The organism is Paenibacillus endoradicis (assembly GCF_024721975.1).
In genome coordinates this window covers 915,955-930,965 of the sequence record NZ_JANQBB010000002.1, presented here as the reverse complement: position 1 = coordinate 930,965, position 15,011 = coordinate 915,955, and the positions used below count along the sequence as shown (strand labels likewise).

At 36.3% G+C, this 15,011-nt stretch carries 13 protein-coding genes; all 13 read left to right on the top strand.

Features of this window, described 5'->3' with window-relative positions; translation table 11 throughout:
• Positions 1-214 precede the first annotated feature (214 nt).
• The 13 genes from NV377_RS10115 to NV377_RS10055 all read left to right on the top strand — a co-directional run bounded on the left by NV377_RS10115 (position 215) and on the right by NV377_RS10055 (position 14,643).
• Positions 215-1,963, top strand: a complete 1,749-nt coding sequence (locus tag NV377_RS10115) for a sensor histidine kinase (RefSeq protein WP_258201075.1) — start codon at positions 215-217, stop codon at positions 1,961-1,963.
• Positions 1,964-1,965: 2 nt separating this feature from the next.
• On the top strand, positions 1,966-3,519 hold the full coding sequence (locus NV377_RS10110) for a response regulator transcription factor (RefSeq protein ID WP_258201074.1): 1,554 nt from the start codon (positions 1,966-1,968) through the stop codon (positions 3,517-3,519).
• Between the two features lie 210 nt (positions 3,520-3,729).
• Positions 3,730-4,626: an ABC transporter permease gene (locus tag NV377_RS10105; RefSeq protein WP_258201167.1), complete on the top strand. Its 897-nt coding sequence runs from the start codon at positions 3,730-3,732 to the stop codon at positions 4,624-4,626.
• A gap of 10 nt (positions 4,627-4,636) precedes the next feature.
• Complete coding sequence (locus NV377_RS10100; protein ID WP_258201073.1) at positions 4,637-5,524, top strand: carbohydrate ABC transporter permease; 888 nt, start codon at positions 4,637-4,639, stop codon at positions 5,522-5,524.
• 58 nt (positions 5,525-5,582) lie between these two features.
• The gene (locus NV377_RS10095) at positions 5,583-7,139 is read left to right on the top strand and encodes an ABC transporter substrate-binding protein (protein ID WP_258201072.1); all 1,557 of its coding nucleotides are present in this window, start codon (positions 5,583-5,585) and stop codon (positions 7,137-7,139) included.
• A 24-nt stretch (positions 7,140-7,163) separates the two neighbouring features.
• Positions 7,164-8,027 (top strand): sugar phosphate isomerase/epimerase family protein, encoded by an 864-nt coding sequence (locus tag NV377_RS10090; RefSeq protein WP_258201071.1) that lies wholly within the window; start codon positions 7,164-7,166, stop codon positions 8,025-8,027.
• Between the two features lie 50 nt (positions 8,028-8,077).
• The gene (locus NV377_RS10085; protein WP_258201070.1) at positions 8,078-9,253 is read left to right on the top strand and encodes a Gfo/Idh/MocA family protein; all 1,176 of its coding nucleotides are present in this window, start codon (positions 8,078-8,080) and stop codon (positions 9,251-9,253) included.
• A 227-nt stretch (positions 9,254-9,480) separates the two neighbouring features.
• Complete coding sequence (locus tag NV377_RS10080) at positions 9,481-10,149, top strand: response regulator transcription factor (protein ID WP_258201069.1); 669 nt, start codon at positions 9,481-9,483, stop codon at positions 10,147-10,149.
• The gene (locus tag NV377_RS10075) at positions 10,146-11,510 is read left to right on the top strand and encodes a HAMP domain-containing sensor histidine kinase (RefSeq protein WP_258201068.1); all 1,365 of its coding nucleotides are present in this window, start codon (positions 10,146-10,148) and stop codon (positions 11,508-11,510) included. Before NV377_RS10080 ends, NV377_RS10075 begins: the two co-directional genes overlap by 4 nt.
• A gap of 145 nt (positions 11,511-11,655) precedes the next feature.
• On the top strand, positions 11,656-12,084 hold the full coding sequence (locus tag NV377_RS10070; protein ID WP_258201067.1) for an SRPBCC family protein: 429 nt from the start codon (positions 11,656-11,658) through the stop codon (positions 12,082-12,084).
• 208 nt (positions 12,085-12,292) lie between these two features.
• Positions 12,293-13,204 (top strand): ABC transporter ATP-binding protein, encoded by a 912-nt coding sequence (locus tag NV377_RS10065; protein WP_258201066.1) that lies wholly within the window; start codon positions 12,293-12,295, stop codon positions 13,202-13,204.
• Positions 13,201-13,911 (top strand): ABC transporter permease, encoded by a 711-nt coding sequence (locus tag NV377_RS10060; protein WP_258201065.1) that lies wholly within the window; start codon positions 13,201-13,203, stop codon positions 13,909-13,911. The genes NV377_RS10065 and NV377_RS10060 overlap by 4 nt, the downstream gene beginning before the upstream one ends.
• The gene (locus NV377_RS10055) at positions 13,912-14,643 is read left to right on the top strand and encodes an ABC transporter permease (RefSeq protein WP_258201064.1); all 732 of its coding nucleotides are present in this window, start codon (positions 13,912-13,914) and stop codon (positions 14,641-14,643) included. It abuts the gene before it with no gap.
• Positions 14,644-15,011 lie beyond the last annotated feature (368 nt).

Below are 15,011 nucleotides of genomic sequence, written 5' to 3'. Positions count from 1 at the left end.
ATGGGCTCTTTTTTTTCTCGAATTTAAGCTTCTAACTTTACTATGAACAATTATATAGATGAAATAAATGCACTTATTTTAATTAATATTTTTGAAATAGTGCTTTTTTTATGTTTTTAAAAATAGAATTAAGTGATAGCTTGTATTAACCCTATGTAGAAAAATAAGTGGAGGTATTAGTGAGAGAAGACATATTTAAATAAAGGAGGCTTAGATGAAAACGAAATTATTCAATAGCTCATTTTTCAAGTCGATTCAAACGAAAATTATCGTTGGATTAATTGTAATCGTACTGCCTTTATTAATATATCTTATTTATAATAACTTGAACTCAATTTCAATCGTGCGCAATCAAGTAACTCAGTCAAATATTAATTTGCTTCATCTTTATATGGGGTTAATTGACAAAGATTTAGAAAGTATTGATAATTATTTATTTCAAGTTTCCTCTTTTAATATGGGCTTAAATTATTTAAGTCGTCCATCTACAGAAGATATTGATTTATATACTCTTGCTAAATATCAATTATTTAGAGAAATGTACGATAATAATAGCTCCTACCATTCACTTGAATCATTTTTATTCTACTCTATTCCCAATCAAGATCTAGTAATAGCACCAAACGATACTTTATCTAATAGCGAAAAAATTTCACAATTTCAATCAGATCTGAAACATATATTCACGAGTTCGGAGAGGATAAGTAACTATCCCTTTGATAGTTGGGTGACCGTAAAGTTAAGCGGCGAAGCTTATCTTATACATATTATTAAAAGCGGTAATGTCTATATCGGTGCAATAGTGAATATTAAAACGCAGATGAAATCTTTAGACTTACTAGATCTTGGTGCAAAAGGTCAAGCTTTGCTTGTCGATTCACAAAAAGCTCCATTACAAAATGAATCACAGATTATAGAAAATCATATTAATTTAGATTATGTTCCCAATACATATCAACTAACGGGGAAAAAGAATGAGTATTTAGTTATAGGTGAACAATCTGAAAAAGGTGATTTCAGTATTATTACCATTTTACATGATGACGATATTTTAGAAAATTTACCCCACAATCAGAAAATAATTATGATGATAAACAGTGGGTTAGTAATCATCGTTATTATTGCTTTTTTCTTTCTCAGAAAAGTAATAGTGGCTCCCATCAAACGAATTATATTAGCAATGAGAAAGATCCATAATGGACATATGTCTACAAGAATTGTAGATTTACCAACCTCCTATGAGTTTCAAATTTTGAATGAGAATTTTAATAGAATGATCTCAGAGATTGAAAACTTGAAAATTAATATTTACGAGGAACAAATTATTAGTAAACAAGCAGAGTTAAAGTATTATCAACTGCAAGTTAATCCTCATTTTTATTTAAACTCATTAAATATTATTTATTACTTAGCTGAAGATGAAAATTACCCTCTTATTCAGGACCTATCTATGTCATTAATTGAATATTTCCGGTTTATGTTCCGAAGTTATTCTGATTTTGTTCTTCTGCAAGATGAAATACAACATATTCACAATTATATGAGAATCCAGCAATTCAGATTTGTTGGTAACTTGCACTATCGTGTTGTTGTTCCTGAACATTTGACTCATTGCTATGTTCCCCCGTTAATCATTCAAACCTTTGTAGAAAATTCAATCAAATACGCGATTAATATGGACGAGCCTATTGAAATTATTATTCTAGTTGAGGATATTGCTACGTCATCTAATGGACAAATGAAGCTGCAAATTCGTGATACTGGCAAAGGATTTTCAGATGAAATATTAAGCCAATTACAGAATAAGATCAAACCCAATGTTACTTCTGGTGGGCATATTGGAATATGGAATGTGATGAGTAGATTATCTCTGTTATATCACGGTAAGGCCAATATTAGCTTTTGTAATGATCATGGCGCTGTTATTGAAATTGAATTGCCAATTGAGCGCGAGAAAGAGTGATAATGATGTACTCCTTACTAATTGTAGATGATGAGATTTTTATTGCGAACAAAATTAAAGCGAGTGTCGATTGGATCAATATAGGCATTGATAAAGTTTTTGTTGCTCATAATATTCGACAAGCTAAGGAACTGTTTGAGCAGCAGATTATTGATATTATGATTTGCGACATTGAGATGCCTCAAGGCAATGGAATTGAACTATTGAGTTGGGTAAAGGAATGTAAATATAAGACCGAGACGATATTTTTAACTTGTCATGTTGATTTTGAATATACGAAAAAGGCAATTCAACTAGGCAGTTTAGATTATTTACTAAAGCCGGTTCAATCTTCCGAGCTAGAGGAGACGGTTTGCAAGGCAATTCATAAGCTTAATATAGATCGGCCTATATCGATTGAAAGATTTTGGCTAGATATTCTTAATCAAGCAGTACCTTCTAAGTTAGACTCGTTAATGGATATCGTTGTTAGTGAAAGTATTCCTTACACAAAAGATATGAAGTTTTTACCTATCTTAATTAGCATTCAATATTGGAAGAAGACACTGACTAGACGCGAAGAATATATGATGGAATATGCATTAAGTAAAACAGCAGAGGAAATTATTGTTTTCAAAGCCGGTGGACAAGTCATTCGATTTCAGAAAGGGAAATTACTATTAATTATTCCTTATGATGTTTCCGTTACTGCAGTTCGTGACGATTTGTATAAGTTGTTAGAAAGTTATATCGAATCGTGTAATCAATTTTTTTATTGCGAACTTTCCTGTTATGTGGGGATGCCTGTTTATATGAATAATATGATGAACATGGCTGAAAACTTAATAGTTGCGCAGCAAAACAACGTATCCCGTAGCAACCAGGTTATCTATTATGAAGAGCCGACGAAAGTAGAGCATTCAATTCCCTTACCTTCCATGCATGTATGGTCTGAAATGTTGAAGCAAGGAAAAGAAGCACAATTAATTGCAGAAGTTTTAACGGTTTTAGATTCATGGAGACAGTTAGATGGAGTAGATGCGAGTACGATACAGCGATTCTATCAAAGCTTTCTACATATGTTAGTGTACACTCTTCGCCAAAATGGATTTAGCGGAAGTGATAGATATTATTATTTATTATCTCCAGAGCGTTCCATCATAGCGACGAGATCAATTATGGAATTGCAAATGTGGATCAAAGACTTACTAGAGGTAGTTTTTAATGTCATGCAGCAGGAACAAACGAGTGAATCCATTGTAGTTAAAATACAGCGATACATTTCGCACCATATTGATGAAGCATTATCGAGACAGTATATTGCAGACTATATAGGACTGAGTCCCGATTATGTTGTGAAATTATTTAAGAAGGAGACAGGAATATCAATTTCCGACTACATCGTACAGGAAAGAATGCGAATAGCTAAGGAATTATTAGCAAAGTCAGATTTGCCAATCAGTAGTATAGCTCTTACTATTGGGTATTCTAACTTTGCTTACTTTTCCACCACATTTAAAAAGGAAGAAATGATGACCCCACAAGAGTATCGAAGGGATCATTCAGTCAAGAGTTAGAACATTACCAAACGTCCTAATATATTCGGACGTTTTTTTGTGAAATGACGGAAATTCAAAAGTGGGAGAATGGAATATTGGTAGAGGACTATTTTGGTTTTTTATATTATTAAATCAAGAAAGGACGTGATGAGCTTGGGAAAACAAGCAGCCATTTCTGCCGCAGATAATAATATTCAATTACCCATTAAACGATCTAAGTTGAAGCAGATGAAAAAGTATCGTGCATTAATGATTATGGCTATCCCTGGTATTGTGTATTTATTAATCAATAATTATTTACCTTTATTCGGAACGATCATAGCCTTTAAGGATGTTAACTTTGCGAAAGGTATATTAGGTAGCGATTGGGTTGGCTTCAAAAACTTTGAGTATCTATTCAAAACAAGTGATGCCTTTATTATTACGAGAAATACGTTGCTTTACAACATAGTTTTTATCGTGATAGGCACAACATTCTCGATAGCGTTAGCTATTATGCTGAATGAAATTAGAAGTCGATTTTTATCAAGATTTTATCAAAGTGTAATTTTATTACCATATTTAATTTCTATGGTTATTGTTGGATATCTCGTACTTGCATTATTGGATGGAAGCAGTGGTTTCATTAATAAAACGATATTACCAATGTTAGGTTTAGAGCAAATTGCCTGGTACTCAGAAACAAAGTTTTGGCCGTATATCCTAACCATTGTTCATACTTGGAAGGGCGTAGGATACATTTGTGTCATTTACTTAGCAGCTATTATCGGGATTGATCAAGAATATTATGAAGCGGCTACTATTGATGGAGCGAGTCGCTGGAGACAGATTTGGTCGATTACCATTCCGTTAATTGTTCCTATTATTACGATCATGACTCTATTAGCAATTGGAAGAATTTTCTATTCAGACTTTGGGTTGTTCTATCAGGTTCCACTTAATTCAGGCATATTAATGCCAGTGACACAAACGATTGATACGTATGTATACCGTGCACTAATTAATCTAGGCGATATTGGAATGTCGTCAGCAGCAGGCATGTATCAAGCAATCGTTGGTTTTGTATTGGTTGTTGTATCAAATGCTATCGTGAAAAAATTTAACAAAGAGAACGCATTATTTTAGAAAGGAGCAGATGCAGATGATTTCTAGCAGAGGGTATCAATTAGGGCTCAATGTGTTCATGGCACTGTTAGCACTAGCGACTGTGTTTCCTTTCATACTGTTAGTATCAGGTTCTTTAACCTCAGACACTGAGCTTTTGCAAACAGGTTATGCCATCATTCCAAAGGAAATAAATTTTACAGCATACGAGTTTTTGTGGAATGATGCGGCTGATATTGGTCGCGCTTATGGGATTACGATTCTAGTTACCTTAATCGGGACAGCAGTTGGACTTACCATTATTGCATTGCTAGCCTATCCATTATCTCGTCAAGAAATGCCTTTTCGTAATTTTCTTGCCTTCTTCGTATTCTTTACGATGCTTTTTAATGGTGGTCTCGTTCCTACTTACCTCGTCTATACTAATTTATTTGATGTGAAAAACTCGTTATGGGCATTAATTGTACCTGGTCTACTTGTAAATGCGTTTTATGTCATCATTATGCGAACATTTTTTGCCACGTCTATACCAGGAGCAATTATTGAATCCGCCTACATGGACGGAGCAAAGGAATTCAGAATATTTATTAGTATCGTGCTTCCATTATCGACGCCAGTATTAGCAACAGTTGGATTATTTCAAACGATTCATTATTGGAACGATTGGTTTAACGGATTAATTTATATTACAGATAGTCGCTTCTACAGTTTGCAAAATATGCTGAATAGAATTTTACTGGATGTTCAGTTTTTACAAACAAGTCAAGATAATGTAGCCTCATCTATTACATCAGATATACCACTAAAATCAATGCGTATGGCAATGGCAGCAATAGGTGTTATTCCAATCATCATCGCATATCCGTTCTTTCAAAAATATTTCATCAAAGGGATAACGATAGGTGCGGTTAAGGGGTAGGCTAAATCTGGCATTGACCCGTTTAGTATACAGAATGAATATGCATTGGGGGGATATTATGAAAACGCTATCTATTCAATTGAAGTTAGTAATGGTAATGATATTGGTGCTTAGCTTTATCGTCGCAGGTTGTGGATCCAATAATTCAGCTCCACCCAGCACAATAAATAACTCGAATAATTTACCTGACAGTAATGCTAATGGTAAGGAAGCAACTGGTGAACTTGAGCCGTATGAGCTAGTTGTCGTAATGCCAGCTAATAGTGAATCTAAAGATTTTGCAGAAATTGAAGCTGCTATTAATGTCATTACAAAGGAAAAAATTAATGCCAGTGTGAAATTCATCCCAATTTCATTTGGCGCATGGACACAGCAAACGACGTTAATGTTATCAGGCAATGAAAAGATAGATGTTATTGTAAGTGGTCTTGGAACTTATAGTCAGCAGGTAGCAAAAGGTCAGCTATTACCAATTAGCGATTATATTGATCAATACACTCCTGGTGCAAAAAAAGCTTTAGATGATCTTGATCCACTGTTCCTTCAGGCAGCAAGCATTAGCGGAGATATATATGGTATTCCAAGTATTCATGATCTAGCTGCAGATGTAGGTTTTACAATTCGTAAAGATCTTGTAGAAAAATATAATATTGATCTAAATTCTATAAAAACATTAGATGATTTAGATGCGATATTCCAAGTTATTAAAGATAATGAGCCAGAAATGATACCAACGACTAAGTATGGAAATTCTATTATTGATACGTATTCGATTGGTTATTTAGATGCTCTTGGAGATGGTCTTGGCGTGTTGCCTAATTTTGATAACGGGATGAAGGTTGTTAACTGGTATGAAACAGAAGACTATAAGCAATTATTAAATACCGTTAGACGATGGTATCTAGCAGGTTATATTAGCAAAGATATTGTAACAAGTACTGAAACTGCACAGAGTCTAGCTAAGGCTGGAAAGGCTGCTTCATGGCTTTCTCATATGAAACCAGGCATTGAACAGCAGGAATCAAGAAACTCTGGTGTTGAAATGGTTTCTGTACACATGAAGCCAGCTGTGTCAACAACTGGTAAAATTCAAACCTGGCTATGGAGTGTACCGACAAAAGCGAAAAACGTAGAAAGATCGATGATGTTGATTGAGCTATTATTTACAGATCCAGAGATCGTTAATTTATATAACTGGGGGATTGAAGGTAAGCATTATGTGAAAACCGATGTGGAAAATATGATCTATTATCCAGCAGGTGTAGATGCTAAATCAACAGGATATAGCCCCGGGCTCGGCTTTATGTTTGGTAACCAGTTCCTATCCTATGTATGGAAGGGCGATAGTATAGATATTTGGAAAGAAATGGAGCGTTTTAACAAGGAGGCTATTAAATCTAAAGCTTTAGGTTTTACGTTTGATGCTGAATTAGTGAAAACAGAAATTGCAGCAGTAATGAATGTACAGAATCAATATAAAAACGCACTGGAAACAGGTTCTATTGATCCAGAGAAAAACTTGCCGGAATTTATTAAGCAGCTAAAAACAGCCGGTATAGACAAAATTATTGAAGAGAAGCAACAACAACTGGATGAATGGGCAAATCAGCAATAAATATATGATGAGGAGGGAATTGGAATGGCTATTGCAAAATTCGGAGTACAAATGATGATGCTTAAAGGAAAAATTGAAGAGCTTGGTGTTTATGAAACGATGCGTCATATTGCTGAGCTTGGATATTATAGTGTGGAGGTTTCACAGCTTCCTATGACAGAAGAAAATGTGGTACAGCTACGAAGAGCTAGTCAAGATTTCAACATTGAAATCGCTGCACTTTCAGCAGCACTTGAGCCAATGATGGCTAATATGCCAGGTGAATCTTTAGCAACTCATTTCGATAAAATAGTTAAGGATTGCAAGACGTTAGATTGTAATCATCTGCGGATAGGGATGCTTCCTTTCACGCTAATGGGAAGTAAGGAGAAGACGCTTGAATTTATTGCTAGAGCAGAGGAGTGTGCTACGAAGCTAGCTGAGCATAATATTAAGCTCTATTATCATAATCACCATAATGAATTTGTGAAGTTCGACGGAGTTTATTTACTAGATATGATTAGAGAAGGTACGACACATTTAGGCTTTGAACTAGATGTACACTGGATTCAACGCGGAGGAGCTAACCCAGTTGAAGTCATTAAGCGGTTTAAGGATCGGATTGCCCTATTACACCTCAAAGATTATCGGATTGGTATGATTGACTTAAAAATATTAGAGGGCGGATTGGATTTTGTCAAGATTCAAAGCGCCTTTGCTAATATTGTTCAATTTGCTGAGCTCGGTGAAGGGAATTTAGATATAAAAGCCATTATTGAAGCTGGAGTTGAAAGTGGCGCACAATATTTACTTGTCGAACAGGATGATTTGTATGGTAAGGATGCATTCGACTGCTTACAGATTTCTGCAAATCATCTGAAGAAATTAGGTTATTCTGATTGGTTCTAATCACTGGTATCATTGCAATTCCTATCAAACGAATTGAGGAGTGAATGATAATGACAAAGGTAAGATTAGGAATTATTGGGCTTGGTGCAGAGGGCAGTATGTATGCCAAACACATTGCATCAGGTCAAGTTACGAACATGGAAATTGGTGCTTTTTCTGATCCAGCTCCAGGAAAAAGAGAATTTGCAACGGAAAATTACCCGGGAATCCCGTTTTATGAGAATTATATCGAAATGCTTGATAGTGGAGATGTAGATGCTATTGTTACTTGTGTTCCGCATTATTTTCATACAGAAATGGGGATTGAAGCGTTAAATCGTGACATACATGCTTTGCTTGAAAAGCCAGCTGGTGTTTATACAAAGCAAGTACGAGAGCTCAATGAATTAGCTGCGACAAAGCCAGAACTGACTTATGGTATTTTCTTCAACCAGCGTATGAATCCACTTTATAAAAAGCTGAAAGAGATTGTAGCTGATATCGGAGAAATTCGAAGAACAAATTGGATCATTACGACATGGTGGAGACCGCAAGGATATTATGATCAAAGTGCTTGGAGAGCAACTTGGGCTGGTGAAGGTGGTGGAGTACTTGTCAATCAAGCTCCACATCAGTTAGATTTGCTGCAATGGATTTGTGGTATGCCTAAGAAGATCTATTCAAATGTGAAGTATGGTTATCAAAGAAATATAGCGGTTGATGATGATGCTACCGTTATTCTAGATTACGGTAATGGTGCGACAGGAGTATTTGTTACATGTACACATGATATTATTGGAACAGATCGATTCGAAATTTTAGGTGATAAAGGCAAAATAGTTGTAGACGGTAGTAAAAAAATTACGATTAAACGTCTGCATCAATCAGAGCCAGAATTAAATTCTACAATGAATATGATGGATATCGCAAAGCTGTTTATGGGTGGAAACATGGGTGATCTATATAGTGAAGAAATCATTGAATTTGATTTTGGAGCGAACTGGGGAGCGCAGCATATCTCAATTCTCGAAAACTTTGCTGCCAATATATTAGATGGTACTCCACTTATTGCACCAGGCAGTGATGGTATTCATGGTGTCGCTTTAGCTAATGCCATTCACTTATCTAGTTGGTTAGGGAAAGAAGTAGAGTTTCCATTAGATGAGGAATTATTTTTATTAGAGCTGAATAAACGGATTGAAGAAGAAAAGGCTAGTGCAGAGCAAGAGACATTAAATTCAGCTTAATGTCTAACTATTTTATATAAATTAGAAAAGACTATATGAAATGAACCTCGCAAGTGTCCGCTCCTCATGGAGTGACATAATGCGAGGTTTATTTAATTTGTAATCGTGTTTTCTATTAAATTCCGGATGTTGAATACGATTGGTATTACTTCGATTAAACTCTTATTGACCAGTAGAATGCTATGGTATGATGATTCTAATTAGAACTAATACAAAGGGGGAGCCTAATGACTCATATATTATATATAGAAGATGAACGAGAGATTGGTAGCTTAGTATCGCAGCAATTAGTCGATCGCGGCTATGAAGTAACATGGCTTCAATCGGGTGAAGGTGCAGAAGGTCATGTAGATCTAGTGGATCTCGTTATTCTTGATGTTATGTTACCTGGCTTGGATGGTTTTTCAATCGGAAAACGATTGAAGAGGGCTAGCGAATCATTGCCTATTCTAATGCTGTCAGCTAGAACGGCAATGGAGGATAAGATTGAAGGACTCAGCTTTGCTGATGACTATATAACGAAGCCATTTCATCTGGATGAATTAATCGCGCGAATTGAAGTATTACTTCGTCGTTTTCAGAAGCAAGAGCAGACGCTAATTATTCAACATTTGCAAATCAACACTAAGGATATAAGCATTACGAATACACTGACTAACGAGGAAATTCAATTGACAGGTAAGCAATTTTTCTTGTTCCAATGCTTCATTCGTCATCTCAATCAAATTTTATCGAAAAACCAATTGTATGAACAAGTATGGGGCGAAACCTATATTGAAGGTGATAAAACGTTAATGGTACATATTCGTTACTTAAGAGAAAAAATTGAAGTAGATCCATCAAATCCAATAATTATTGAAACGATTCGTGGTATTGGATACCGGGTGAAGCAATGAGAAAAATATTTGGCTCGTTACAAGCGAAATATATGCTACTTATTATTACTGCGCTGGCAATTGTTCAATTTGCATACTTACTGAGTGCAATGCTTATGACAGGAATCCAGAATCAGATGAATATTACTGACTCTACTAAAGCTGATTATGTTGAGATAGAGCATAGCTGGCATAACGATATTACTGGTCTGACGGAGACTGATAGCGAAGCGATGCACAGGTTATTTGAAAAGTGGTCTATCGCTTATCCAGAAAGTTCAATGTTTTGGGTAGATGAGAAGGGGAACTTAGCTAGTAGCTGGCAAGTTTCTTGGGATGTGCCTACCTATTGGACAAGTTCGTATACTGTGTCCTTTATGAAAGAGCGCTATGGTAGTGATCCGTTTACTGTTGTTGCACTAGTAGGTGATACTGATACACGTGGTTTTGCTGTAATTGAAATTGCTCGCTCGGCATTCGATCCTCCACTAGTAAAAATATATGATCGTTATGGACAATGGCTCATTATTGGTGTCGTCTTAATCATTATCCTTTTTATTATTATTTCCTATATGTTTTTCAGAAGTATTCGTAAACGACTATTACATTTACAAAAGGCGATGAATAACCGTAATGGCGATGGACTTCCCGTACCGATTGCGATTAGTAGATCAGATGAGATTGGTCAACTGGAGAATGCCTTTAATCATATGGTTACTGAGCTTAATGAAAGTAAACTTCGCGAGCAGGAAGAAGAACGAATTCGTCAGGAGCTTATCGCTAATTTATCACATGATTTAAGAACACCATTAACTAAAATTCAGTCCAATGCGTATTCGTTAACGAAGTTAAACTTACCTGATGAAAGTGAGAAAGCGGTACATTCCCTACAAAAGTCTGTTGAGCAGATTGATACGTTAATCGAGAACTTAATGTCCTATACACTCTTGATGAGCCATAAATACCGGTTGGAGATGAAAGATGTGCAAATGATTCGCTTTTTACGGGAGCATTTAGCAACTTGGTATGCGACCTTCGAGAAAGCTGATTTCGAGATTGATGTTTCACTTGACGGAATGCAGGAATTTATCTGGAAAGCTGATCCTATATGGTTAGGTAGAATTATGGATAATCTATTTCAAAATGTACTACGACATGCAAGTAGTGGACGATATATTGGGCTAAAGGTTGAATCGGAACATGACTATGATGCAATTATTATTGTCGATCATGGTGGTGGTATGGATAATCCATCTAACGAAAGTGGAGCAGGGATTGGTCTATCGATTGTAGATATGATGGTTAACGGCATGAATTTGTCATGGGATATGCGATCCGATGAACATGGCCTAACAGTAGAAATTCGTAAAACACATCGTTAGTTAACGATACTATTATTTTGGCTCTGTGATACGTAATTTGAAAAATGAGTGATCGAAAAAAATTACAACAACCGTATCATGGTACAATATTCATATACAAATAATTACATAAATTAAATCCTTATAAAGAAGGGGAATGAGCAATATGGCAAATATCGAGCACTTACAGACCGTGAATGTTCCAGCTTCAACGGTATATGAAGCATTAACCACTACAAAAGGACTTTCAGAAATATGGACAAATGAACTAATAGTCAATGATCAGATCGGTAGTATAAATGAGTTCCGATTCGGCGGAAAAGGCTTAACAAAGATGCGAGTTGATGAGCTTGTTACCGATAAAAAGATTTTGTGGCAGTGTGTTGATTCAGATCCAGAATGGATAGGTACGACAATTTCTTTTGATATAGATGAAAAAAACGGGAAGACTTCAATTATATTTCGTCAGATGAATTGGGAGGAAGTGACCGCATTTTATCGCGTATGTAATTATAACTGGGCTATGTTTTTGTACAGTCTTAAACAGTATTGCGAAGAAGGCGAGGGTCTTCCGTATCATAAACGGAAGTTTTAGAACCATTGAAAACATGGATAGGTGGTCTACAAGAAACATACATCGGAAGCTTATGCTAGATTTCCCAAGTTCGCTTCATAACCGATGTCGATTAATCTACGTTAGCTTACTCATCGTTATTAAAGCCCGCATTTTTAAACAAAATTTAACCTTTGCAGGCACCTCCTTTTAACCTTGACTCTCTATACTCAATTATGAGGTGAGAGATATGGAATATATTATAGAGACGAAGCAATTATCGAAATCATTTGGCAAAGAACGAGCAGTAAGTGGCATGAACATGACGATTAGACAAGGTGAAATCTATGGTTTTCTTGGTCCAAACGGAGCGGGAAAGACAACTACGATACGGATGCTACTAGGGTTAATGAAAGCATCATCAGGTAGTATTCAAATTTTCGGCAAAGACATTATGAAAAATAAGCTAGAAATATTGCGTAACATTGGTTCTCTAGTAGAGAATCCGTCGTACTATCCACATTTGACCGCGCATGAAAATTTGGAAGTCATTCGTAAAGTGATCAATGTACCAAAGGCACGTATTGATGAAGTGTTAGAAATAGTAAGGTTATCAGATGTTAAGGGCAAAAAAGTTAAAGGTTTCTCACTAGGGATGAAACAAAGATTAGGAATAGCGGCTGCTTTATTACATCAGCCAAAGCTTTTAATTTTGGATGAACCTACGAATGGACTTGATCCCGCTGGTATTATCGAAATTCGTGAACTTATTAAAAGTTTGCCAGTTCGTTATGGGATGACAGTACTTATCTCAAGTCATCTATTATCTGAAATTGATCAAATGGCAACTTCCGTAGGTGTTGTGTCTAAAGGTGAACTTGTATTCCAAGATTCTATAGGGCAAATGCGTCAAATAGCCAAAGCGAAAATCATTATTCAATGTAGTAATGTTGTACACGCTAGCCAACTTTTGAAAGGAATAGAAATTCCGCTAGAAGTTGTCGAGGACAGTATTCATTTGCTAGAGCCAACGGATGAATGTGTAGCTAATGTAGTTAGTACGTTAGTTCATGAGGGGCACCAAGTCTATCGTGTGGAGGAAGTTAAACGCTCACTAGAAGAAATCTTCTTGCAGATGACTGAAAAGGGGCAGAGACGATGATAACCCAATTGTTACGTGCCGAATGGCTGAAAATTAAGCGTAAAGGCTTATGGTTTCTCGCGATCTTAGGGCCCATTGGTGTTGTTGCCTTGCAGATGGTCAACTACGGTGTGCGAAAGGACTATTTATTAACGCAAAGTGACGATGATTGGGGTTATTATCTTTCTAATGTAGCGGGATTCACTCCTTTAGCTTTAGTATTAGGTCTTGTTATTCTTACTTCGCTTATGGCGAGTATCGAAAATGAAACAAACGCATGGAAGCAGTGGATTGCATTGCCTATTTCAAAAATAAGCGTCTATGTTTCCAAATTTGTTATTGTAGCTATTCTTTTATTTGTTTCATCTTGCGTACTCGCTGTTCTAACACTACTGTATGGCAGGACATTAGGGCTAGGTGAGAATATCCCATGGTTACAACTATTATTGAATAGTTTCTACCCTTATCTAGCTTCTCTAGCTTTAGTTGGATTTCATCTTTGGATTGCTACCATTATTCCGAATCAAGGAGTTACGATATCGATTGGCATCATGGGTGTGATCATCTGTATGATGTCTTATTATTTGCCTGATTGGGTTATATGGAAGTGGCCAACGTTAATGAATGAGTGGAATAATCCATTGATTAATGTAGTTATTGGTGTAGGCGTAGCGATCATTCTATTAGTTATCGGTATGTGGGATTTCAATAGAAGGGATGTGGCCTAAGTGGTTAATTTGCTACAAGCAGAATGGTATAAGTTAAGAAAGACGAATATTATTCCGTTCATATTAATTGGACCAGCACTTGTGTTAGCTATTGCATGGAATGTCGAGTTAGATATGGAAGGTACCGAGAATTTTCAATATATTTATACTTCTATGATGGTGAACTTAGTATATGCTATAATGTTTCTTCCTCTAATGACGGGGGTGTTAGCTGCGATCATATGCCGCTATGAACATCAGGCAGGAGGGTGGAAACAATTATTTGCCTTACCAACGACGAGAGGGAAAGTTTATGTTTCCAAGTTCGTAATCATTATCGGCATTACCCTTATTATGCAATTACTTTATGCACTAGTATTGCTTTCTGTAGGGTTAATGAAAGATTATGGTGAACCTTTCCCGATGGTGCTTATTGTAAAAAGTATATTTGGTGGCTGGGTAGCAACTTTACCTCTCATTGCACTGCAATTATGGTTATCAACGTTATTCAAGTCTTTTGCTGCACCTTTTGCAGTTAATGTCATTTTCACTATCCCGACCATTCTCGTTATGAATTCAGCGGACTTTGCTCGTTATTATCCTTGGGCACAGCCCTTTGCCATGATGTACATCGCAGAGGATCATCAGGATGTATTTTTCATACCATGGGAGCAGCTATTAACTGTAGTTGGTGGGAGTTTTGTGCTGTTCTTTGCCTTGGGTTATATATATTTACAAAGAAAAGAAGTTTAAGCGGTAGCCCAAAACATCCACTCGTGATCACGATGATTATGCTAACGTAGATTGTTCGACATTGAATATGCCTCCCCATCGAAAGCCTGCGTGTGCTCACGTACACAAAACGTACGCTGTGCTACTCGTTTTCGCTGTGGGTCATCTTCTTAATGCTGACAAGCGAATGTTTTGAACCTTCATTATTAAGAGGTAGCCCAAAACATCCACTCGTGATCACGATGATTATGCTAACGTAGATTATTCGACATTGAATATGCCTCCCCATCGAAAGCCTGCGTGTGCTCACGTACACAAAACGTACGCTGTGCTACTCTTTTCCGCTGTGGGTCATCTTCTTAATGCTGACAAGCGAATGTTTTGAACCT

Excerpts from the sequence above, each read along its gene's own strand:
- NV377_RS10075 (WP_258201068.1), top strand. The coding sequence starts at position 10,146 with ATGAGAAAAATATTTGGCTCGTTACAAGCGAAATATATGCTACTTATT.
- NV377_RS10115 (WP_258201075.1), top strand. The coding sequence starts at position 215 with ATGAAAACGAAATTATTCAATAGCTCATTTTTCAAGTCGATTCAAACG.
- NV377_RS10085 (WP_258201070.1), top strand. The coding sequence starts at position 8,078 with ATGACAAAGGTAAGATTAGGAATTATTGGGCTTGGTGCAGAGGGCAGT.
- NV377_RS10105 (WP_258201167.1), top strand. The coding sequence starts at position 3,730 with ATGAAAAAGTATCGTGCATTAATGATTATGGCTATCCCTGGTATTGTG.
- NV377_RS10065 (WP_258201066.1), top strand. The coding sequence starts at position 12,293 with ATGGAATATATTATAGAGACGAAGCAATTATCGAAATCATTTGGCAAA.
- NV377_RS10090 (WP_258201071.1), top strand. The coding sequence starts at position 7,164 with ATGGCTATTGCAAAATTCGGAGTACAAATGATGATGCTTAAAGGAAAA.
- NV377_RS10070 (WP_258201067.1), top strand. The coding sequence starts at position 11,656 with ATGGCAAATATCGAGCACTTACAGACCGTGAATGTTCCAGCTTCAACG.
- NV377_RS10100 (WP_258201073.1), top strand. The coding sequence starts at position 4,637 with ATGCAGATGATTTCTAGCAGAGGGTATCAATTAGGGCTCAATGTGTTC.
- NV377_RS10080 (WP_258201069.1), top strand. The coding sequence starts at position 9,481 with ATGACTCATATATTATATATAGAAGATGAACGAGAGATTGGTAGCTTA.
- NV377_RS10060 (WP_258201065.1), top strand. The coding sequence starts at position 13,201 with ATGATAACCCAATTGTTACGTGCCGAATGGCTGAAAATTAAGCGTAAA.
- NV377_RS10095 (WP_258201072.1), top strand. The coding sequence starts at position 5,583 with ATGAAAACGCTATCTATTCAATTGAAGTTAGTAATGGTAATGATATTG.
- NV377_RS10110 (WP_258201074.1), top strand. The coding sequence starts at position 1,966 with ATGATGTACTCCTTACTAATTGTAGATGATGAGATTTTTATTGCGAAC.